Below are 20000 nucleotides of genomic sequence, written 5' to 3' on the forward strand. Positions count from 1 at the left end.
CAACTCGGGCGGCCCCGCGGCCGCGGGCAACATGTCGGTAGGGCCTGGCACACTCCAGGACACTGTCGCCGTGACCAAGGGGTGGAACGATGCCGGTCTCTCTTATCGATGTACCCGTCGAGCAACGGCCGCGCGAGCGACTGCTCGCACTCGGTCCGCAGGCGCTCAGCGATGTCGAATTGCTGGCCTTGCTGTTACGACACGGCAGGCCCGGCGCCAGCGCGCTGGATCTCGCGGTGGAACTGCTCGTCGAACACGGCGGGCTGGCCGGGTTGGCGGCGGCCCGTCCCGAGGAGTTGTCGCGCCGTGCCGGAGTCGGGGTGGCGAAGGCGGCGGCCCTGATCGCGGCGTTCCACCTCGGCTCCCGGGCCCGCGGCGACGCGGGCACGGCCGTGCGCCTCGCCGACGCGTCGGATGTCGCCGCCGCGGCCCGCCCGCTGTTCACCGGCGCCAGGGTCGAGCGGCTGCTCGTCCTGGTGTGCGATGCCCAGAACCAATTGCGGCGCAAGGTATTCGTCGCCGAGGGCGCGGTCGACCAGGTCGCGGTCCCGGTCCGCGAAATCCTGAATACCGTGCTGCGCCACGACGGCCGAGCCTTCGCCGTCGTGCACAACCACCCCTCCGGCGACCCGACACCGAGCCTGGACGACCGCCGCGCCAGCACCGTGCTCGCCGAGGCCGCGCGCACCGTCGGCCTGCGCTTCCTCGACCACGTGGTGATCGCGGGCGAAGCCTGGTGCAGCGCACCGGCCAGCACCAGCCGCCACTGACCGGTGCCGCGGCCGCGGTTATCTCGGGGCGTTGTCCGCCGGGCCTGCGGTGGCGCCCGGCTCGGTGGGCTGGGCCGGCGCCGCCGGTTGCCAGGCCTGGGTGACGCCGGGGACCCGGTCCTGCACCACGAAACTGGCACGGGTGTGGATGGGGGCGCCGGGGCGGCGGATGTAGGGGACCACGCGGAAGTCGTTGCGCCACAGGGTGTGGTCGAGTTCGACGCGGACGTAGCCGCGTTGGGCGTTGAAGAATTTGAGGTCGGGGTTGGCGGCCAGGAGAGTGCGGCCCGAGTCGGTCAGGTCCGCGCCGTCGCCATTGCTCGAGATCGAGGTGCCGATGAATTCCGATGCTACGACTGGTGATTCGGGGTCGGCGAAGTCACGGCGCAGATCGGCGGCGTGATTCTGGTGGCGGTCGCCGGTGATCACGACGAGGTTGGGCACGTTGCGGTCGGCGGCCGCGCCGAGCACGGCGTTGCGGTCGGCGACGTAGCCGTCCCAGGAGTCGGTGCCGACGGCGAGGGTCGGACCGGCGTCCTGGTCGGACTGGCCCATCGATACCTGGTTGCCGAGGATCTGCCAGCGGGCCGGGGAATCGGTGAATCCGTCGATCAGCCAATCACGTTGTCGCGCACCCAATATCGTGCGATCGGGGTCGAGCCGGTCGGTGCAGTCGACGACGGTGCTGCCGTCGCCGCAGGCCTGCTTGTCGCGGTACTGCCTGGTGTCGAGCATCGTAATCTCGGCCAGGTCGCCGAAACCGTAGCGACGGTGCAGGTGCATGCTCGGCCCGGACGGCAACTGCGCGATGCGCAGCGGCTGGTGCTCGTACATCGCCTGGAAGGCGGCGGCCTTGCGGCGGCGAAAGAGCGCGGGAATGCGGTAGATATCGAGTCCGAGCCCGGGGGAGTCGCCCGCCCAGTTGTTGTCGACCTCGTGATCGTCCATGGTGACCAGCCAGGGGAAGGCGGCATGCGCGGCGCGCAGCGGTTGCTCGGCCTTGGCCTGCGCGTAGCGCAGCCGGTAGCCGGCCAGATCGACGGCCTCGGCGCGAAACTGCGGCTCGACCACCATCCCCTCGCGGCCACGCGTCCAGCCCCGCTCGTAGATGTAATCACCAAGGTGCACAACCAGATCCAGGTCCTCGGCGCTCATGTGCTGGTAGGCGGTGTAGTAGCCGGAACTCCACGATTGGCAGGAGGCGAACGCGAACCGCATCCGTGCGGTCGGCTGCCCCGGCGGCGGTGCCGTGCGGGTCCGGCCGACCGGCGACAGCGCCGAGCCCGCCCGGAATCGATAGAAATACCAGCGATCCGGCGCCAGTCCGGTGACCTCCGGGTGCACGCTGTGCGCGAGTTCGCGCGTGGCGACCGCGGCACCGCGCGTCACCACCTGCTGGAAGTTCTCATCATGCGCGACTTCGTATTCCACGGTCACCGGGTGCATCGGCATGCCGCCGAGCCCGTCCGGGGCGAACGGATCCGGTGCCAGCCGCGTCCACAGCACCACGCCGTCGGCGGTCGGATCCCCCGACGCGACCCCCAAGCTGAACGGATCGTCGGACCAGCGCGGCACCCGGAACTGCCCGCTGCTCGCCGCGGCAGCCCCGACCAGCACCGCAGCCGATCCGGCACCCCCGAATCTCAGCAGTTGCCGACGCGACAGACCCATACGTCAGGGTATATCGACAAGTGGTCCGACGATCCGGAACCCGGTTGTTCGCGAGTGCGCGTGCGCCTTTCGATACGGGCAGACGATGAGCGTTTGCGACATCATCATGAGCGAACAGGAGATTGGAACGCTCGCCACCGGCCCGTAGCGTTGCTTTCAGCAGCCGATAGCGAGTGATTGGACCGAAATGACCATGGAGATAGGCGTTATCCTGCCCACCTCGACCCCCGATCCCGAGCGGCCGATCCTGGGCGATGTGCGGGCCAGCGCCCGATTCGCCGAGGAGCTCGGGCTCGATTCGATCTGGTCCACCGATCACCTGGTGGCCAGCGCCCCGATGCTGGACAGCACCGTCACCCTGGCCACCGCCGCCGCGGTGACCGATCGCATCGGCATCGGTTACAACGTGCTGTTGCTGGCCCTGCGTCCGGTCGCCTGGGCGGCCAAACAGATCAGCACGCTGCAGACGCTGTCCGGCAACCGGCTCGTCGTCGGTGTCGGCACCGGGAATCCGGCGCACGGCGACATCGGCTGGCGCGCGGCCGGTGCCTCGTTCGAGGATCGTGGCCGGCGCACCGACGAGGGGCTGCGGGTGCTGCCAGGTCTGGTCGCCGGACAGCCGACCGTGCTGGCCGACGGGCTCGAGGTGACCCTCGCGCCTGGTGCGGCGATGCCGCCGATCCTGATCGGGGGCAACAGCACTCGTGCGCGGCGCCGGGCCGCCGACTATGGCGAAGGGTGGATCACCATCCAATCCGATCCGGCGCAACTGATCAAGGACATCGCGGAGCTCCAGGAGTTCGCCGCTCAGCGCGAGCGTGCGCCGCTTTCGGTCACGGTGCTGGCGGTCGGGTTGTCGTCGGACGTCAGCGAGGCTGCCGCGCAGGTGTCCGAGTATGCGGCACAGGGTGTTTCGCGGGTGATCACGATTCCGACCGGCGCGGATTGGCAGCATGGTTACGAGTTCGCCGCGAAGGTTCGTGCGGCGCTGTAGATCCGAAGATATCTGAAATCAGCAAGGCCGCCTTCATCTTTCGATGGGGCGGCCTTTGTGTTGTGCTGAGAAGAGTTGGCAGGTCGGGATTTCGGGGCCGATGCGATCGGTCGATGTCGGTCATCTCGATGCGCCGGATAGGTGTGCTGCGGTCACGCGGACCCGCACATTCGATCAGCGGGTCGGTGGGCCCAGCTTCAGCGGGTGGTACCCCGAATCGGCTGATTCGGTGCCGGTGCCGCTGCTGTTGACCTTCGCGCTGCTCTTGTCGGTGCCAGTGGTCTTGGTAGTGCTCGTATCTGCGCCCGCGCGGGTGGTTTCGTCGCCCGCGACCGGGGACGCCGCGCTCAGCGATGCCATTCCCGCACTACCAGTTGCTATTCCGGCGGCGACACCCGCACCGAGCGCGACACCAAAGGGGACCGCGGCGACGCTGCCGCTGCCGAGCATGGCGCTGCCGGTGCCCGCCATCGCGGCGAAGGGTGCGGCAGCCGCGCCCGCGCCCGCGAGGCTCGCGCTACCGGTGCCCGCGGCCGCGCTACCTGCGCCGAGCATGGCCAATGGTGTACCGAGTCCGCCGGTGGCGACGCTGCCCGAGGCGCCGGCGGCGGCGCTACCGGTGCCGAGGAACGCGGCGCCCGCGCCGAGGACAACTCCTAGTGGCGCGAGTGCGGCGCTGCCGGTTCCTGCCGCCGCACTGCCGGTGCCGAGGAATGCCGCCCATGGTGCGGCGGCGACGCTGCCCGTACCCAGCAGTGCGCTGCCGGTGCCGATCAACCCGGCCATGCCGAGGCCGAACGCCGCGCCGCCCATACCGAGTGGGCCCGCGGTATCGACGAGGCCCGGGTACAGCAGGGTGTTGAGCACTGTGCGACGGGGACCGGCCGAGCCGAGTGGATTCGTGACGACGGCCGAGGTGGAATGTGCCGCGACGCAATCGCGGTGTGGCACGGTGCTGGTCGGGGCCGATGCCGTAGCGGCGGCGGCAACCAGTGCGGGGCAGGTCAGCACGGTCGCGGCGATCGCCGTTCGGAACACGTACATGAGTGAGCGCCTTCCTCCGGGCCACCCACGACGGTGCGTCGCGGCGTGGCCGACGATGTGTCGGCAACTGGAGAGCACGTCCAAGATCAACTTACCGGCAACCTTCCGGTATTGATGGCAATTGGCTATCACGAAAAACGACAGGCCGGTTTTCCGGTACGCCGATTACTGTCCAGCGCATGGGAATCACGCTCAGCCAAGCCACCATCGCCTTGCTAGACGCCAAGAACTACGCGGTGCTCGCCACGATCAACGCCGACGGCAGCCCGCAGACCTCCGCGATGTGGGTGCTCAGGGACGGCGACGACCTGCTGTTCTCCACCCTGGAAGGCCGACTCAAGCACCGGAATATGGTGCGCGACCCGCGCGTCAGCGTGACCGTGATCGACTCCACCGACGGTGAGAGCTACGTCGAGTTGCGCGGTAAGGCGGCCATCGTCCACGACGTCGATCTCGAGGTCGGCCACCGACTGTCGTGGAAGTACGACGGCAAGGACCATGCACTCCCCGCCGAGGGACAGGTTCGGGTAGCGGTTCGGGTCGAGGTCGAGAAGACAACCGGATACGCGGCCTGACCACTGCGCTGCGGCGTCGCACCTGGGCGTAGCCGGGCCGCCGCTAGGGTGGCTCGGCATGGACACCGCTTCGATCGCACCGTCGATGGCCGTGCCCGCTGCACGTCCGGGCGTGGCGCCGCTCATTCGACGCGGCCTCGGGCAAGTGTCGCCGGTCCTTGCCGCGGCAGGGTGTTTGATCGTGCTGCAGCTGGTGCTGCGCGGCTGGGTGGCGGGCAGCGGTTACTTCTACTGGGACGACCTCATCCTGGTCGGCCGGGCGGGTCGGTATCCGCTGTTCTCCGCGGATCTGCTGCTGCACGACCACGACGGCCATTTCATGCCGCTCGCCTTCGCCACCGCCTGGGTGGCGACGAAAATGGCGCCGCTGGGGTGGGCGGTGCCGGCGATCTCGTTGTTGCTGGGGCAGCTTGCGGTGTCGTTGTCGGTGCTGCGCATGTTGCGGGTGCTGTTGGGTGACCGATGGGCGTTGCTCATTCCGCTCACGTTCTTTCTGTTCTCGCCGGTGACGCTGCCTGCCTTCGCCTGGTGGTCGGCCGCGTTGAACGCGCTGCCATTGCAATTCGCGCTCGCCTGGGTCATCGGGGATGCACTGCTGCTGGTGCGCGGCGGACGGCTCCGATATGCCGTGTCCGGGATCGTTGTGCTCGCGGTGGCGCTGTTGTTCTTCGAGAAGTCGGTGATCATTCCGTTTGTCGCGTTCGCCGTCGCGGTGCTCGCCCACTACGTCGACGGACGGGAATCCGCTGTTCGCGTGGTGGCGCGGCATGGTGTGCGGCTGTGGGTGGGGTCGGGTCTGGTGCTGCTCTGCTGGCTGGCGGGGTATCTGGCGGTGGTCGGTGTCGGCGCGGTGCACAACACTCCGCAGGGCATGCGCGACTGGCTGCCCAACGCGACCTCGCTCGGCGTGGTGCCCGCACTGGTCGGCGGTCCGTGGCGGTGGGAGCGGTGGTTGCCTGCCGCGCCGTGGGCCGACCCGCCTGGCGGCGCGGTGCTGGCGGCCTGGATTGTGCTGATTTCGATTGTGGCACTGACGATTTGCGCACGACGCAGGGTGTGGCCGGTCTGGTTGCTCGCCGCCGCCTATGTGCTGCTGATGCAGTTGCCCGTGGCGTTGGTGCGCGGTGGCCCGAACACCGCGGCGGAACTCATGCAGTCCCTACGTTATTTCGCAGACCTCGGCGTGACGTTGTCCGTCGTCGGTGCATTGATCCTGCGGGCAAGCCCACGCGGTAAGACACCGAGTCTCGGCCCGCGCACCGCAATACCGGTGCTGGCGCTGTTCGTCGTGAGCAGTCTGTTCTCCACCTGCACCTTCGTCCGCTCCTGGAGCCCGAGCCCGACCAAAACCTATCTCGCGAACGTGAAGTCGGCCTTCGACCACTGGGACGGTGTGCCGTTGCTGGAACAGGAAGTCCCATGGGACGTGCTGAACCCGCTGGCCTACCCGCAGAACCTGACCAGCCAGGTCCTCGCCCCTATCACCACCCAGGGCGCCTTCGCCGAATCCACCCCGCACCTGCGCATGATCACCGACACCGGCACCATCGTCGAAGCCCAGGTCTGGTGGAACCGCCGCATCCTCCCCGGCCAAGACCCCAACTGTGGCTACCGAATCCAAGGCGCCGACCCGACCCTCATTCCCCTCGACGGCCCCATGCTCGATCATGAGTGGACCGCCCAACTCAACTACCTGGCCAGTAGCGACGGCCAACTGTCGGTCGCCCTCGAACACGGCAAATCCGTGAAGGTCCCAGTCCGTCAAGGTCTCGACACGGTCTTCGTCCGTATCGTGGGCAGCGGCTCCGCCCTCCGAATCGCCTCGCGCACAGCAGGACTCACCGTCTGCCTGGGCTCCGGCCCGGTCGGTGTCGCCTCCTACGACAACTAGCGCGGCTCGATACCCCGATGAACGGCGAAGGCCGCCTGCATCTTTCGATGGAGGCGGCCTTCGGTGCCTGGGAGGTCAGCGGGCGAAGAGCAGGGCGCGCTTGACTTCTTGGATGGCCTTGGTGACTTCGATGCCGCGGGGGCAGGCGTCGGTGCAGTTGAAGGTGGTGCGGCAGCGCCACACGCCTTCGACGTCGTTGAGGATGTCGAGGCGTTCGCGGGCGCCTTCGTCGCGGCTGTCGAAGATGAAGCGGTGTGCGTTCACGATCGCGGCCGGGCCGAAGTAGCTGCCGTCGCTCCAGTACACGGGGCAGGAGGTGGTGCAGCAGGCGCACAGGATGCACTTGGTGGTGTCGTCGAAGCGCGCGCGGTCGGCCTGGCTCTGGATGCGCTCGCGGGTCGGCTCGTTACCCGAGGTCATCAGGTAGGGCTTCACCGCGCGGAACGCGTCGAAGAACGGCTCCATGTTCACCACGAGGTCCTTCTCCACGGGCAGGCCGCGGATCGGCTCGACGGTGACGGTGAGGGTCTTGTCGCCCTTGGGCAGCATGTCCTTCATCAGCACCTTGCAGGCCAGCCGGTTCACGCCGTTGATCCGCATGGCATCGGAGCCACACACGCCGTGCGCACAGGAGCGCCGGAAGGTGAGCGTGCCGTCCAGGTAGGACTTGATGTAGATGAGCACGTTGAGGAAACGGTCCGTCGTCAGGACCGGCACCTGGAACGACTCCCAGTGCGCGCCCTTGTCGTCCTCCGGGTTGAACCGGGCGACCTTGACCGTGACCATCACCGAGCCCTCGGGGATCGGGGCGGGCTTGGCGGGAGGTGTCTCTAGTACGGCAGTCATCAGTACTTACGCTCCATCGGCTCGTAACGGGTCTGCACCACCGGCTTGAAGTCGAGGCGGATATCCGAGATGAGATCCGGGCTCTCCTTGTAGGCCATCGTGTGCCGCATGAAGTTCACGTCGTCGCGGTCCGGGTAGTCCTCGCGGGCGTGGCCGCCGCGCGATTCCTTGCGGTTGAGCGCACCGACGACGGTGACTTCGGCCAGCTCGAGCAGGAAGCCGAGCTCGACGGCCTCGAGCAGGTCGCTGTTGTAGCGCTTGCCCTTGTCCTGCACCGTGATCCGGCTGTAGCGCTCCTTGAGCACGTGGATGTCGGTGAGGGCTTGCTTGAGGGTGTCCTCGGTGCGGAACACGGCGGCGTTCATGTCCATCGTGTACTGCAGTTCGGTGCGGATGTCGGCGACGCGCTCGTTGCCGTGGTCGGACAGGATCAGCGCCAGCCAGTCCTGCACCATCCGCGCCGGGGTCTCCGGCATCTCCACGAACTCGGTGCGGTGCGCGTACTCCGCGGCGGCGATGCCGGCGCGGCGCCCGAAGACGTTGATGTCCAGCAGCGAGTTGGTGCCGAGCCGGTTGGAGCCGTGCACCGAGACGCACGCGCATTCGCCGGCCGCGTAGAGGCCGGGCACCACGTCGGTGTTGTTGCGCAGCACCTCGCCGCGGATCTTGGTCGGGATGCCGCCCATCACGTAGTGGCAGGTCGGCATGACCGGAACCAGCTCGGTCACCGGGTCAACACCGAGGTAGGTGCGGGCGAATTCGGTGATGTCGGGCAGCTTTTCCTCGAGCACGTCCGCGCCGAGGTGGGTCACGTCGATGTAGACGTAGTCCTTGTTCGGCCCGGCGCCGCGGCCCTCGAGCACCTCGAGCACCATCGAGCGGGCGACGATGTCGCGCGGCGCGAGGTCCTTGATGGTGGGGGCGTAGCGCTCCATGAACCGCTCGCCGCTGGCGTTGCGCAGGATGCCGCCCTCACCACGGACGGCCTCCGAGATGAGGATGCCGAGACCCGCGAGACCTGTCGGATGGAACTGGTGGAACTCCATGTCCTCCAGCGGCAGACCCTTGCGGAACACGATCGCCATGCCGTCACCGGTCAGCGTGTGCGCGTTCGAGGTGGTCTTGTACATCCGGCCCGAGCCGCCGGTGGCGAAGATGATCGACTTCGCGTGGAAGACGTGGATCTCGCCGGTGGCCAGCTCGTAGGCGACGACACCGGTCGCGACCTGGCCGCGGTCGGTCTCGCTCATCACCAGGTCGAGCACGTAGAACTCGTTGTAGAACTCCACGTCGTGCTTGACGCAGTTCTGGTACAGCGTCTGCAGGATCATGTGGCCGGTGCGGTCGGCGGCGTAACACGCGCGGCGCACCGGCGCCTTGCCGTGGTCGCGGGTGTGCCCGCCGAAGCGGCGCTGGTCGATCTTGCCCTCGGGCGTCCGGTTGAACGGCAGGCCCATCTTCTCCAGGTCCATCACCGCGTCGATGGCCTCCTTGGCCATGATCTCCGCGGCATCCTGGTCGACCAGGTAGTCGCCACCCTTGACGGTGTCGAAGGTGTGCCATTCCCAGTTGTCTTCTTCGACGTTCGCCAGCGCGGCGCACATGCCACCCTGTGCCGCGCCGGTGTGGCTGCGGGTCGGGTAGAGCTTGGTCAGCACGGCGGTACGCGCCCGGGGCCCGGCCTCGATCGCCGCGCGCATGCCGGCGCCACCGGCACCGACGATCACGACATCGTAGCGATGCTCCTGAATCCGCGAGTCACTCATCGAGTTGACCTGTTCCTAACTGATGTTGGGGTCGAAGGTGAAAATGACGTAGGTGCCGACGGCCAGGATCAGGATCATCGAGATGGCCAGCAGCGTGTTCAGCCAGAATCGAGTCGAGTCCTTGCGGGAGTAGTCCGCGATCACCGTGCGCAGGCCGTTGCCGCCGTGCAGCTGGGCCAGCCAGAGCATGGACAGGTCCCACAGCTGCCAGAACGGGCTGGCCCAGCGGCCCGCGACGAAGCCGAAGTTGAGGCGCTTCACGCCGCCGTCGAGCAGCAGCATGATCGACATGTGGCCGAGGACGAGCACGATCAGCAGCAGGCCGGAGAACCGCATGAACAGCCACGCATACTTCTCGAAGTTGCCGTTCGCGCGCATGCGCGGCGAGCGCGGGTTGTCCAGGCTCGCGGGCCGGTCGTAAGACTTACCGAGGACAGGTGCAGGCCCACCCGCCGCCCGACCGCCGCCCCCCACGGAATTGCTCTGCAATGCTGTCATTTTCAGTGCTCCGTGAACAGGTAGAAGAACTGGCGCCCGATCGCGGGTACGGCCAGCAGGAACCAGATCGTGAGAATGATCCACAGCATCAGGCGCTGGTACTTCGGGCCCTTGGCCCAGAAGTCGACCAGGATCACCCGGACGCCGTTGAGCGCGTGGAACAGCACGCAGACGACAAGGCCCATTTCCATCAGCGCGACGATGGGGCTCTTGTAGGTCTCGATGGCCCGGTTGTAGGTGTCCGGGCTGACTCGGACCAGCGCGGTATCCAAGACGTGCACGAAGAGGAAGAAGAAGATGGTGACACCGGTGATCCGGTGCAGCGCCCAGGACCACATCCCGGGGTCGCCTCGGTACAGCGTCTTCCGCTTCGGCTGGGCCGGAGCTTCTATCGTGGTCATAGAGTGCGGTGCCTCCAACGTCGTTGATGGACCCGGTTCATTGATCCGAGGCCGGCTGCGTTGGGCGCAAATGCCCAGGTGGCTGCGCTGCGGCCCGCTGCCGGGAACCTGAACCGATCTGATCTGGACTCTAATCCTCTAGGTTTGCCGGAACTAATTCGGCGTGCCGTGCGTTGCGCTACAGTCTGGCGAGTTAGGTTTGCCTTTCTTGATCCGTGAAGGGTTCCTTCGAGGGCCTCGCGCGGCCGAGTTCAGCTCGCTCCAGAAGAGGTTCCCGATGTCGCAAATCGACTGGAAATCCCTGCACGACAACGCAATTCAAGTTATGCGCAATGCCTATGCGCCCTACTCGCGGTTTCCGGTCGGTGCGGCAGCCCTCACTGTCGACGGCCGAATTGTGCGCGGGTGCAATGTGGAAAATGTCTCATACGGTTTGGGCCTGTGCGCCGAATGTGTACTCGTCGGTAACTTGCATTCGGATGGTGGCGGACGTTTGTTGGCCATCTCCTGCACCGATTCCCGCGGCGAAATACTGATGCCCTGCGGGCGCTGCCGCCAACTGCTTTACGAACACGGTGGGCCCGACCTCCTGGTCGACCACAAGGACGGGCCCGTTCCGCTGAGCGCCTTGCTGCCAGATGCGTTCGGCCCCGACGACTTGGACGCCGGACAGATGTGAGCGAGCGCTCAGCGCTCTGCTTCGAGTGCCGCGTCGATCTCGGCGTCGGTGGCGCGAGCGACCGGCGGGAACTCGATCGGCGCAGTCCCTAGCCTTTCCATGATCAGCGTGAAAGCTCGACTCGCGCTGTTGGTCCAGTCGATCAGCCGACCGGTCTCGATCTTGGAGCCGGCAGCACCCCGGGTGAGCTTGTAGAGCGACTCGCTGTGCGTGTCCTCGATGTCGGTGACCCGCGTCTCGAGCGTGCTGACGCGGCGGTCGATGTGTGTGGATGTCATTGTTGCCCCCTAGCCCCTCGAACGATTGATGCGGCGAGGCTATCGAACCCCACCGACAAGAAGCCAGACTTGTTTTCGATCTCGTGCCAGACTGGCGAATGTGACGGCACTGGACGCGGTTTCGATCATTACCACCAAGCGGGACGGCGGCGAGCTGTCGGACGCGCAGATCGACTGGGTGGTCGATGGATTCACCCGCGGGGCGGTGGCGGACGAGCAGATGTCGGCGCTGGCGATGGCGATCGTGTGGCGCGGGATGACCCGGCGGGAGACGGCGCGGTGGACCGACGCGATGATCGCGTCGGGTAGCCGGATGGACTTCACCGATCTGCCGCGCCCGACCGTCGACAAGCATTCGACCGGTGGCGTGGGGGACAAGATCACGCTGCCGCTGGCGCCGCTGGTCGCCGCGTGCGGTGCCGCGGTGCCGCAGTTGTCCGGGCGCGGGCTCGGGCACACCGGCGGCACGCTCGACAAGCTCGAGGCCATCCCGGGCTGGCAGGCCGATGTTTCGGTGCCGCGCATGCGCGAGATCCTCGCCGACCCCGCGATCGGCGCGGTGGTGTGCGCGGCGGGCGCCGATCTCGCGCCCGCCGACAAGCGGCTCTACGCGCTGCGCGACGTGACCGGCACAGTCGAATCCATCCCGCTGATCGCCAGCTCGATCATGAGCAAGAAGATCGCCGAGGGCACCGCGGCGCTGGTGCTCGATGTGAAGGTCGGCGCGGGCGCGTTCCTGAAGACCCTGGACGGTGCCCGCGAATTGGCTACGGCCATGGTCGAATTGGGTACCGACGCCGGGGTACGGACGGTGGCGCTGCTGACCGCGATGGACACGCCGCTCGGCCGCACCGCGGGCAACGCCCTCGAGGTCGCCGAGTCGGTCGAGGTGCTGGCCGGTGGCGGCCCGGCCGACATCGTGGAGCTCACCGTCACCCTGGCGCGCGAGATGGTCGCGCTGGCCGGCCTCGACCTCGACCCCGCCGATGTGCTCGCCGACGGCCGGGCGATGGACCAGTGGCGCGCGATGGTCCGCGCCCAGGGCGGCGACCCGGACGCGGCGCTGCCGACGGCGAAGCACGCCGAGATCGTGCGGGCCGAGCGCGACGGCGTGCTGACCCGTCTCGACGCCATGGGCGTCGGCATCGCCGCCTGGCGTCTCGGCGCGGGCCGGGCCCGCCAAGGCGACCCGGTACAGGCCGGTGCCGGAATCGAAATGCACGCCAAGCCAGGCAATTCCGTGACCGCAGGCCAGCCCCTGCTCACTCTGCACACCGACACCCCGGGCGCGTTCCTCGGCGCTCACGCCGCATTGATCGATGCCTTCGCCATCGGCGATGCCGTCGAAAAACCCACCACCCCACTCGTACTCGGCCGCATCGAGGCCTGACAAAGCTATTCGTCAGTCAATCAGCTTGCTGCACAACAATATTCGGTGACTATGCAGCGCGGGCGCGCTGACTGCAACTCCCGCGCGCCCCGCTGCCGTCGGCCTCGGGGCAGTGGAGGTTCGCTGCGCACGAATTGGTGTGGGGCGCACGGGATCGTCGACTGATCGGTGCGCGGGAGGCCACCATGTGCGCGTCGTGTGTTCGCACCCGGCCTCTGATGCGATGCGGCGAAGGCGGCAGTGCGCGCCTGAATCGACGTGGGTGGGCGCAGAATTGTTGGCTGTTCGGTACGACGACGCCGAGGTGTGCGGCATCGCACAGATGTGGAGTTGTCGCTGGTCGGTGCGGTATTCGGCCGGGTGGGTTGGTGTCCGGAGGTGGGCCGGGGCGGGATGGGTGGGCAACGAGATGGTTGCCACTTCGGCAGTCGGGTGCCGTTCGGGCGCGGTGCGGCTACCGTCGTTACATGACTGGACCGACCGCATTGACCCTTGCCTCGATCCGCCAGGCGCCAAAAGCGCTGCTGCACGACCACCTCGACGGTGGTCTACGGCCCGCGACGGTGCTGGAGCTGGCCGCCGACTGCGGCTACGAGGACCTACCCGCCAACGATGAGGCAGCGCTGGCCGCCTGGTTCCGGGACGCGGCCGACAGTGGATCGCTGGAACTGTATCTGGAAACCTTCGCGCACACTGTCGCCGTCATGCAGACGCCGGAGGGCCTGCGCCGGGTCGCCCGCGAATGCGCGGAGGACCTGTCCGCCGACGGTGTGGTGTACGCCGAGGTGCGCTTCGCCCCCGAACAGCACCTGGAACGCGGACTGACCCTCGACGAGGTCGTCGAGCACACCCTGGCAGGTTTCCGCGAAGGCGAGGCCGCAGCAGCTGCCGCGGGACGCCCGATCGTGGTCACCTGCCTGCTCACCGCTATGCGCCACGCGGCCCGCTCCCGCGAGATCGCCGAACTGACCGTGCGCTTCCGCGATCGCGGCGTCGGCGGCTTCGACATCGCGGGCGCGGAGGCCGGGTACCCGCCCAGCAGGCACCTGGACGCGTTCGAATACATGCGAGCCAACAGCGCGCACTTCACGATTCACGCGGGCGAGGCGTTCGGCCTGCCGTCGATCCACGAGGCGCTGGCCTTCTGCGGCTGCGACCGCCTCGGCCACGGCGTGCGGATCACCGACGACATCAGCGTGCCCGGCGCGATCGAGGACGCGCGCCTCGGGCTCGTCGCGAACTACGTGCGCGACATGCGCATTCCGCTGGAGCTGTGTCCGTCGTCGAATGTGCAGACCGGCGCGGTGCCGTCGCTGGACAAGCATCCGTTCGACCTGCTGGCCCGGCTGCGTTTCCGGGTGACGGTCAACACCGACAACCGGCTGATGAGCGACACCAGCATGAGCCAGGAAATGCTCAAGCTCGCGGACACGTTCGGTTACGGCTGGAGTGATCTGGAGCGCTTCACCATCAACGCGATGAAGTCGGCGTTCATCCCGTTCCCGGAGCGGCTGCGCATCATCGACAACATCATCAAGCCCGGCTACGCGGTGCTGCTCGGATAACGAAGGGCAGCAACAGGCTCCGCGCCCACATCCCCGCATCCAGCGGGAACAATGAGCTGGCCGAGGGGCAGCCGCCACTCGGGCGATGACACCAGTTCCCCGCGAGCCGCACCGCGAGCGGACTGGCCGAAGGCGCCCTGCAGCCGTCCAGACGGGCTGAAGGTCGCCTTCGGTCTGTCTCGTCCGTCGGGACGGGGCGGAACGGGCGGGTGGGTGCTGGTTCGCTAGCGTGCAGAGCATGGCGACATTGCGGATTTCCAGCCGGTTCAACGGACCGCCCGATTCCGGTAACGGCGGCTACGTGGGCGGCCTGCTCGCCGAGCGGCACGGAGACGCCGCGGTCACGGTGATCCTGCGGAGCCCGACGCCGTTGGACACACCGCTCGAGGTGCGGGCAGGCAGCCTGTACGACGGCGACACCTTGGTAGCCGAATCCCGTACCGGCGAATTCGACCGGCCCACACCACAATCCGTGCCGTTCGCGACAGCGGCCGCCGCAGCGAGCTCCTACCAGAGCAACGAGATGTTCGCGTCCTGCTTCGTCTGCGGCAGCGCCCGCACCGACGGCCTACGCATCGAGGCCGGTGCGATCGGCGACGGCCTCGTCGCCGCACCGTGGATCCCCGACGACTCCCTCCCCCTCGGCCCCGCCGTCCTGTGGGCCGCGATGGACTGCCCCGGCGGCTGGTCACTCCCCAACATGTTCGACCGCCCCGCCCTCCTCGGCTCCATGACCGCCGCCGTGCACGCCCTCCCCGAGGTCGGCGAACACTGCGTGGTCATCGGCGAGAACCACGGCGAACAAGGCCGCAAGTCCTTCTCCTCCACGGCCGTCTACGGTTCCGACAACCGCCTCCTCGGCCGCGCGGAACAGATCTGGATCCGCCTGAAGTAGCGGCCGCCGGTCTCAACGTCGATACCGCGCACCCAGTCTGGTCTGAATACGCGGAGTGGCGGGGGAGTTTTTTACTGCTGGTTGAGCCTGGCCTCGAAGTTGCGCTCGAGGTCTCGCCAGGACTGCGCTTCCGCGGTGAACGGCGGGTTGGGGGCCATTCGGCTCGGGTCCGGGTTCAGCAGGTAGGAGACGTACCAGCCGAGCGGGTTGGACTGGGCGAGCGCCTGTTCCACGGTGTCGTCGCCTGCGTAGTCGGAGGCGTCGGTGAACAGTTCGACGGCGAGGTCGAGCTGTTCGATGTCGACCGCTTCCGGTCCTTCGGACAGGTCGTCGGCGAGACCGGGGAGCACGTAGACGTTTTCGTCGGTGACCTCGACCTCGAGCGAACCGTCCACCGCCGCGGTCTGCACGTCGGCGAAGGTGCTCACCCGGGACAGGTCGTGCTCGTGATCGTCGGCCAGGTACCTGGCCAGCGCGCGCTCCGAGGTGAACACGGTGATCGTGTTGTCGGAGCCGAGGAAGATCGGCTCGTCGTCGAGGTAGCAGCGCAGCGTGAAGTAGGTGCCGTCAGAAGCGATGATCTTGACCGGGTCGATGCCGACCTCATGCCAGAACGACTCGTCCTCTTCGTCTTCTTCTTCGTCCTCGTCGTCCGCGTCGAGGTCGACGGGCTCGAACTCGTCCTCCTCGTTGTCCGCGGCGTCGTCGGCGTCGACCACGTTCTCCTCGGCGGCCAGCAGCTCGGCCTCGGCGACGGCGACGGCTTCCGCGTCGACATCGGGAGTGCTGACGACGGAGTCGATGGCGTCGAGGACGCTGTCCCAGCCCTTGGCGATGGCGGCGCCGATCTGGTCCCAGAGTTCCTCGCCGTCGCGGCCGATGAAGGCGTTCACGCCGCCGGGCAGCGCGCCGAGCACCGGATGCGACCCGAAGAACTTGGTCACTGTCTCCAGTTCGCACACCTCGCCGATGTTGCGAACCATGCTGAGGGTGTCCTCGAGCTCGGCGATGGTGTCCACGTCGGGCTCACCGGCGGCCAGCTCGGGCACCGCGACCAGATCGAAGGAGAAGTTCTCCTCCGGCTCCAGTTCCACCGCCGACAGCCCGGCGACGACCTTCCATGCCGGATGCTCGACGAGGTCGTTGTCGGAGTTGGTCCGGATGAACGCGGCCAGCTCAGCAACGGTCTCGAAACCGTAGAGGGAGTCCTCGTGTCCGAGGAACGCCTCCCACTCGTCGTCACCGTCTCGCCAGCGCGGTGCCCACAGGGTGACGAGATCGCCGTCGGTCAGGCCGAGCTCGATCGGGACGATGTCTCCAGAAGCCATGAGCGGAAGCCTATCGACCTTCCGCGTCAGGCACTATCCGGCCCGCCCCCAATGGTTCCTTTGGCGTCGTCCGCCGCGGGAACGAATGACTCATTCAGTGTCGCAACGACCTTCGAGCGCTGGTTGCCGGCGTCCTCGGCGGCCTGCCTGCAGGCCCAGACGATCAGCTGTCCGACCTCGGCGGGTGCCAGCGAGGTGACCGTTTCCGCGAGGCTCAATCCGACGAGCGCGCCGTCGCTGTCGACCTCGACGGTGACCGTGCCGTCCTCGGTGGTGTGGCGCCCACGGACCTGCTTGAGGCCGTACAGCGCGGCCTCGAGTGCTTCCAGCTTCTGCGTCGCGTTGGCGACCAGAGCGTCCATCTCTGCGCTCATACCTGCGCCTCGCTGACGCTCGGCTCCGGCATAAGCGCTGGGGCGGCTGTGTTCATTGTTCGCTCGCTCCGCTCGCTCATACCGGCCTCATCCAAGTCGTCGGTCCCGTGTCCGCGTCATCGATCCGGTCGAGCTCGTCTACCGCCGCCTGGCGGGTGGGCAGGCCGAGTCGGTCCAGGATGTCGGCGGGCATGCCCGCCTCGGCGAGCAGCTCGCGCCGGCGCGCCTTGGCGGCGACGGTAGAGCGCTTGGTGAGCCGCAGGATCTCGTTCGCGAGACTCTGTGCGCCGTAACGATATTCGCTGCGCTCGAACTTGATTTCCACCGGCATGCCCTGATCGGTGGCGCGCACCGAGATGGTGCCCGATCGGTTCGTGCTGGCCGCGACCGTGACGTTGGGAACCGTCGGTTGCTGCGGGTTACTCATGCTGTCGGCCTATAGAAGCCGTGGAAGCCCATCCCTGAGTTCTCCGTTCGAATTGAGCTGATCTGGACCGGGTCACCGGCCTCGACGAATTCTCCGTTGCCGATCACCATCGCGACATGGCCGTCCCACACCGCCAGATCGCCGGGCATCAGGTCGCCGGGGGAGACCGAGGTGCCGATGGCCTGATCGGCGGCCAGGCGCGGTAGATCCATGCCTGCCTCGCCGTACGCGTATTTGGTCAGGCCGCTGCAGTCGAGTCCGGCGCCGGGCGTGTTGCCGCCCCACACGTACGGGGTGCCGACCGCGCCGATCGCCGAGCGGACCGCGGTCGCCGCCTTCTCGTTCGGCGCCTCCACCGTGCTGCCGTCGGGCAGCGTGATCTTCACGCCCTTGCCGTCGCTCGGCATGCCCGACGAACCGGTGTTCGGCTTCGGGCTACCCGGCGAGCTCGGGGTGCCTGAGGTGGATTTCGGCGACGCCGTCGAGGCCGGGATGGTGGACATCGCAGTGCCCATCAGACTGCTGGCCATCGAACCGACACCGCTGAGCGCACTGGTCGCGGTCGACGTCAACTGCTGCACGCCGGCGGTGGTGACGGCGGGCGTCCCGGCGAGCGACGGCGTGGACGGCGGCGGGGTGAGGTCGGTCATCGATGCGGTGTGCGTGGTGAGCTCGTTTTGTACCCGGCCGACCACGTTGAGCGCCTGGCCGAGGTGGTCGATCGCGGAGCCGACGATCATCGTCAGTCCCGCGGGCGTGGCCAGTGCCGGGCCCGCGCTCGCCGCGGTGTTCACGAACGACTGGGCGATGCCGGTGAGGTCCTTCTGGCCCGATTCGACCTCGGCGGCGGCCGAGTTCACCACGGTTGCCATGTCGTTGCCACGGTCGGAGATGGTGGCGGCGGAGGTCTGCACCTTCAACGCCTTCGAGGTGGCGGCGTCGGCGGCCTGACCGTCCCACGCGGAGTTCATGCCGTTGATGCTGTCGCGACCCATCTGGTGGATCTGGTCGACCACGGTGGACGTGCTGCGCAGCGCGTCGGAGGGGCCGCCGGTGGGCAGCACGCCCGAGCCGAAGCTCGCGAGCAGGTCGAAGATCGGCTTGGCCAGTGCGTTGATATCGATCACAGGCTCACCCGTCCAGTTCGGTGGCCACGCTCTGCAGCGATCCCGCGTGGTTCAGGTCGGTCTCGGTGAGCACGGTGGCCGCGCCGGTGGCCGCGCCACCCATGCTGGCCAGCACCGCCGACAGCTGTCCGATCGAGGCGACATGCCCGGCGTGTGCGGCGGCGTACGCGGCCATGAAATCGCCGCCGATCAACCCCATGATCGGGCCGAGCAGCGCGGGCTCGGCCGCGACCGCGCTCGCCCCGGCCGTGGCCATCTCCCCGGCCATCACGTGGGCGGTCGCGCCATAGGCTGCGATGCCCTCGGTGTCCGCCGACATCTTCCGCATCAGAGCTTCCCCCATCTGTTGTTCCCAGGCAGAGTACGTCATTCACTTGCTTCGACGCGCTCTCTTCCCGTTCGGTTCCCACCGATGCGAAAAAACTTTCGGGTGGAGCTTCGGCGGCGGGCCCACTGGTCACTTTATCGTTCCCTCATGCGTACTCACACCGTGGACCATCCGCTCGCCGCCGCCCTGTTGACCACGATGCGAGACGAGCGAACCGACAATTCCGCCTTCCGCTCGGCGCTGCGCGATCTCACCCGGATCCTCATTTACGAAGCGCTGCGTGACGCCCCGGTCCAGCGCTTCGAGATCACCACCCCGGTGCAGGCGACCGAGGGCACGCGACTGGCGCAGCCGCCGCTGCTGGTGCCGGTGCTGCGGGCCGGCCTCGGCATGCTCGATGTGGCCGCCGAACTGATCCCCGATGCCAGGATCGGTTTCGTCGGCATCGCCCGCGACGAGGAAACCCACCAGCCGGTCCCGTACATGGAATCGCTGCCCGCCGACCTGGCCGGCCTGCCCGTCTACGTCCTCGACCCGATGCTGGCCACCGGCGGCTCGATGCTGCACACCCTCGAACTCCTGATCGCCCGCGGCGCCACCGACATCACCGCGATCTGCGTCGTCGCAGCACCGGAAGGCGTTGCCGCACTGGCTGATTCAGGTCACCCGGTAAACCTGGTGACCGCCGCCGTCGACACGGGCCTGAACGAGAACGCCTACATCGTCCCCGGCCTCGGCGACGCGGGCGACCGCCAATTCGGTCCGCGCTGAACCGGATGCCGATCTCTGCCAAGCTGAATGCATGGGGAGTGCAAGCGAATCGCAGGGTCCCGCCTATCAGAACCTCGTGGAGTTCGTCGAGAAGTACGTCACCGTCATCTATAGCGATGCGGTCGATTTCACCGGCGAGGAGGTGCGGTGGTGTCCCGAATGGTGGCAGCACCCGAGTGCCATCGCGCGAATGGATGCGATGTGGCGTTCATGGGAGCACCTCCGGCTCGACGGCAACACTGGACTGAGTCTGTGGTTCCGTGAACACGGCGATTACCACATGCGGGAGCTTTTCCGTCAGGACGGTCCGTTCCGTCGTTGTTCGGCACGCAACGGACACCACGACGTCGGGAAGGGCGTCGCACGCTAGACCGCCGCTGAG

Annotated in this window: 22 protein-coding genes; 10 read left to right on the plus strand and 12 right to left on the minus strand. The window is 67.6% G+C overall.

Translation table 11 applies throughout. The features are described from left to right. Window positions 1-89: 89 nt before the first annotated feature. On the plus strand, window positions 90-770 hold the full coding sequence (locus ACIBK2_RS10030) for a RadC family protein (protein ID WP_396965561.1): 681 nt from the start codon (window positions 90-92) through the stop codon (window positions 768-770). A gap of 18 nt (window positions 771-788) precedes the next feature. Here ACIBK2_RS10030 and ACIBK2_RS10035 read toward each other — a convergent pair whose 3' ends face one another. Further along, the gene (locus ACIBK2_RS10035) at window positions 789-2441 is read right to left on the minus strand and encodes an alkaline phosphatase D family protein (RefSeq protein WP_396965563.1); all 1653 of its coding nucleotides are present in this window, start codon (window positions 2439-2441) and stop codon (window positions 789-791) included. 193 nt (window positions 2442-2634) lie between these two features. On the opposite strand from ACIBK2_RS10035, the gene ACIBK2_RS10040 reads away from it, so the two are divergent. Next, a complete protein-coding gene (locus ACIBK2_RS10040) occupies window positions 2635-3435 on the plus strand; it encodes an LLM class flavin-dependent oxidoreductase (RefSeq protein WP_396965565.1) in 801 nt (266 codons plus the stop codon). 174 nt (window positions 3436-3609) lie between these two features. Here ACIBK2_RS10040 and ACIBK2_RS10045 read toward each other — a convergent pair whose 3' ends face one another. Continuing rightward, on the minus strand, window positions 3610-4479 hold the full coding sequence (locus tag ACIBK2_RS10045) for a hypothetical protein (RefSeq protein WP_396965567.1): 870 nt from the start codon (window positions 4477-4479) through the stop codon (window positions 3610-3612). A gap of 179 nt (window positions 4480-4658) precedes the next feature. On the opposite strand from ACIBK2_RS10045, the gene ACIBK2_RS10050 reads away from it, so the two are divergent. Beyond that, window positions 4659-5054: a PPOX class F420-dependent oxidoreductase gene (locus tag ACIBK2_RS10050; protein WP_396965569.1), complete on the plus strand. Its 396-nt coding sequence runs from the start codon at window positions 4659-4661 to the stop codon at window positions 5052-5054. 58 nt (window positions 5055-5112) lie between these two features. Beyond that, window positions 5113-6945: a hypothetical protein gene (locus ACIBK2_RS10055; RefSeq protein WP_396965571.1), complete on the plus strand. Its 1833-nt coding sequence runs from the start codon at window positions 5113-5115 to the stop codon at window positions 6943-6945. A 75-nt stretch (window positions 6946-7020) separates the two neighbouring features. On the opposite strand, the gene ACIBK2_RS10060 is transcribed toward ACIBK2_RS10055, so the two are convergent. From ACIBK2_RS10060 to sdhC, 4 genes are read right to left on the minus strand one after another with little or no spacing between them, the layout of a single operon-like run. Next, window positions 7021-7791, minus strand: a complete 771-nt coding sequence (locus ACIBK2_RS10060; RefSeq protein ID WP_396965573.1) for a succinate dehydrogenase iron-sulfur subunit — start codon at window positions 7789-7791, stop codon at window positions 7021-7023. Continuing rightward, window positions 7791-9542 (minus strand): succinate dehydrogenase flavoprotein subunit, encoded by a 1752-nt coding sequence (sdhA, locus tag ACIBK2_RS10065; protein ID WP_396965911.1) that lies wholly within the window; start codon window positions 9540-9542, stop codon window positions 7791-7793. Before sdhA ends, ACIBK2_RS10060 begins: the two co-directional genes overlap by 1 nt. Window positions 9543-9572: 30 nt before the next feature. Next, on the minus strand, window positions 9573-10055 hold the full coding sequence (locus ACIBK2_RS10070; RefSeq protein WP_396965575.1) for a succinate dehydrogenase hydrophobic membrane anchor subunit: 483 nt from the start codon (window positions 10053-10055) through the stop codon (window positions 9573-9575). Between the two features lie 2 nt (window positions 10056-10057). After that, window positions 10058-10456, minus strand: coding sequence for a succinate dehydrogenase, cytochrome b556 subunit (gene sdhC / locus ACIBK2_RS10075; protein WP_396965577.1), 399 nt, complete (start codon window positions 10454-10456; stop codon window positions 10058-10060). Between the two features lie 277 nt (window positions 10457-10733). On the opposite strand from sdhC, the gene ACIBK2_RS10080 reads away from it, so the two are divergent. Then, complete coding sequence (locus ACIBK2_RS10080) at window positions 10734-11135, plus strand: cytidine deaminase (protein WP_396965579.1); 402 nt, start codon at window positions 10734-10736, stop codon at window positions 11133-11135. An 8-nt stretch (window positions 11136-11143) separates the two neighbouring features. Here the strand turns inward: ACIBK2_RS10080 and ACIBK2_RS10085 are convergent, their stop codons facing one another. Then, entirely contained in the window at window positions 11144-11413 is a 270-nt protein-coding gene (locus ACIBK2_RS10085; RefSeq protein WP_396965581.1) for a hypothetical protein, read from the minus strand. Between the two features lie 100 nt (window positions 11414-11513). Here ACIBK2_RS10085 and ACIBK2_RS10090 point away from each other — a divergent pair, with 100 nt between their 5' ends. The 3 genes from ACIBK2_RS10090 to ACIBK2_RS10100 all read left to right on the plus strand — a co-directional run bounded on the left by ACIBK2_RS10090 (window position 11514) and on the right by ACIBK2_RS10100 (window position 15263). Continuing rightward, window positions 11514-12803, plus strand: a complete 1290-nt coding sequence (locus ACIBK2_RS10090) for a thymidine phosphorylase (protein ID WP_396965583.1) — start codon at window positions 11514-11516, stop codon at window positions 12801-12803. Window positions 12804-13270: 467 nt separating this feature from the next. Then, complete coding sequence (locus tag ACIBK2_RS10095; protein ID WP_379286504.1) at window positions 13271-14368, plus strand: adenosine deaminase; 1098 nt, start codon at window positions 13271-13273, stop codon at window positions 14366-14368. 238 nt (window positions 14369-14606) lie between these two features. Beyond that, window positions 14607-15263 carry a hypothetical protein gene (locus ACIBK2_RS10100; protein WP_396965585.1) on the plus strand — a complete coding sequence of 219 codons (657 nt, stop codon included), beginning with the start codon at window positions 14607-14609 and terminating at the stop codon, window positions 15261-15263. 71 nt (window positions 15264-15334) lie between these two features. Here ACIBK2_RS10100 and ACIBK2_RS10105 read toward each other — a convergent pair whose 3' ends face one another. The 5 genes from ACIBK2_RS10105 to ACIBK2_RS10125 form a co-directional block, all read right to left on the minus strand. After that, on the minus strand, window positions 15335-16591 hold the full coding sequence (locus ACIBK2_RS10105) for a primosomal protein (protein WP_396965587.1): 1257 nt from the start codon (window positions 16589-16591) through the stop codon (window positions 15335-15337). 26 nt (window positions 16592-16617) lie between these two features. Further along, complete coding sequence (locus tag ACIBK2_RS10110; protein ID WP_357386552.1) at window positions 16618-16965, minus strand: YbaB/EbfC family nucleoid-associated protein; 348 nt, start codon at window positions 16963-16965, stop codon at window positions 16618-16620. Between the two features lie 76 nt (window positions 16966-17041). Continuing rightward, complete coding sequence (locus ACIBK2_RS10115) at window positions 17042-17392, minus strand: hypothetical protein (RefSeq protein WP_396965591.1); 351 nt, start codon at window positions 17390-17392, stop codon at window positions 17042-17044. Next, window positions 17389-18519: an NlpC/P60 family protein gene (locus tag ACIBK2_RS10120; protein WP_396965593.1), complete on the minus strand. Its 1131-nt coding sequence runs from the start codon at window positions 18517-18519 to the stop codon at window positions 17389-17391. The genes ACIBK2_RS10115 and ACIBK2_RS10120 overlap by 4 nt, the downstream gene beginning before the upstream one ends. A 4-nt stretch (window positions 18520-18523) precedes the next feature. Further along, on the minus strand, window positions 18524-18847 hold the full coding sequence (locus ACIBK2_RS10125; protein ID WP_396965595.1) for a type VII secretion target: 324 nt from the start codon (window positions 18845-18847) through the stop codon (window positions 18524-18526). Window positions 18848-18994: 147 nt separating this feature from the next. Here ACIBK2_RS10125 and upp point away from each other — a divergent pair, with 147 nt between their 5' ends. Both upp and ACIBK2_RS10135 read left to right on the plus strand, forming a co-directional pair. After that, window positions 18995-19618, plus strand: coding sequence for a uracil phosphoribosyltransferase (gene upp, locus ACIBK2_RS10130; RefSeq protein ID WP_396965597.1), 624 nt, complete (start codon window positions 18995-18997; stop codon window positions 19616-19618). Window positions 19619-19649: 31 nt separating this feature from the next. After that, window positions 19650-19988, plus strand: a complete 339-nt coding sequence (locus ACIBK2_RS10135; protein WP_396965599.1) for a DUF4913 domain-containing protein — start codon at window positions 19650-19652, stop codon at window positions 19986-19988. The last annotated feature ends 12 nt before the right edge of the window (window positions 19989-20000 follow it).

The organism is Nocardia sp. NPDC050175 (assembly GCF_044459885.1).
Classification (GTDB): domain Bacteria; phylum Actinomycetota; class Actinomycetes; order Mycobacteriales; family Mycobacteriaceae; genus Nocardia.

Coding starts and splice junctions, on each gene's coding strand:
- ACIBK2_RS10110 (WP_357386552.1), bottom strand. CDS start 16,965: ATGAGCGCAGAGATGGACGCTCTGGTCGCCAACGCGACGCAGAAGCTG.
- ACIBK2_RS10080 (WP_396965579.1), top strand. CDS start 10,734: ATGTCGCAAATCGACTGGAAATCCCTGCACGACAACGCAATTCAAGTT.
- ACIBK2_RS10125 (WP_396965595.1), bottom strand. CDS start 18,847: ATGCGGAAGATGTCGGCGGACACCGAGGGCATCGCAGCCTATGGCGCG.
- ACIBK2_RS10060 (WP_396965573.1), bottom strand. CDS start 7,791: ATGACTGCCGTACTAGAGACACCTCCCGCCAAGCCCGCCCCGATCCCC.
- ACIBK2_RS10070 (WP_396965575.1), bottom strand. CDS start 10,055: ATGACAGCATTGCAGAGCAATTCCGTGGGGGGCGGCGGTCGGGCGGCG.
- sdhC (WP_396965577.1), bottom strand. CDS start 10,456: ATGACCACGATAGAAGCTCCGGCCCAGCCGAAGCGGAAGACGCTGTAC.
- ACIBK2_RS10085 (WP_396965581.1), bottom strand. CDS start 11,413: ATGACATCCACACACATCGACCGCCGCGTCAGCACGCTCGAGACGCGG.
- ACIBK2_RS10050 (WP_396965569.1), top strand. CDS start 4,659: ATGGGAATCACGCTCAGCCAAGCCACCATCGCCTTGCTAGACGCCAAG.
- upp (WP_396965597.1), top strand. CDS start 18,995: ATGCGTACTCACACCGTGGACCATCCGCTCGCCGCCGCCCTGTTGACC.
- ACIBK2_RS10035 (WP_396965563.1), bottom strand. CDS start 2,441: ATGGGTCTGTCGCGTCGGCAACTGCTGAGATTCGGGGGTGCCGGATCG.
- ACIBK2_RS10040 (WP_396965565.1), top strand. CDS start 2,635: ATGGAGATAGGCGTTATCCTGCCCACCTCGACCCCCGATCCCGAGCGG.
- ACIBK2_RS10045 (WP_396965567.1), bottom strand. CDS start 4,479: ATGTACGTGTTCCGAACGGCGATCGCCGCGACCGTGCTGACCTGCCCC.
- ACIBK2_RS10115 (WP_396965591.1), bottom strand. CDS start 17,392: ATGAGTAACCCGCAGCAACCGACGGTTCCCAACGTCACGGTCGCGGCC.
- ACIBK2_RS10100 (WP_396965585.1), top strand. CDS start 14,607: ATGGCGACATTGCGGATTTCCAGCCGGTTCAACGGACCGCCCGATTCC.
- ACIBK2_RS10135 (WP_396965599.1), top strand. CDS start 19,650: ATGGGGAGTGCAAGCGAATCGCAGGGTCCCGCCTATCAGAACCTCGTG.
- ACIBK2_RS10055 (WP_396965571.1), top strand. CDS start 5,113: ATGGACACCGCTTCGATCGCACCGTCGATGGCCGTGCCCGCTGCACGT.
- ACIBK2_RS10105 (WP_396965587.1), bottom strand. CDS start 16,591: ATGGCTTCTGGAGACATCGTCCCGATCGAGCTCGGCCTGACCGACGGC.
- ACIBK2_RS10030 (WP_396965561.1), top strand. CDS start 90: ATGCCGGTCTCTCTTATCGATGTACCCGTCGAGCAACGGCCGCGCGAG.
- ACIBK2_RS10095 (WP_379286504.1), top strand. CDS start 13,271: ATGACTGGACCGACCGCATTGACCCTTGCCTCGATCCGCCAGGCGCCA.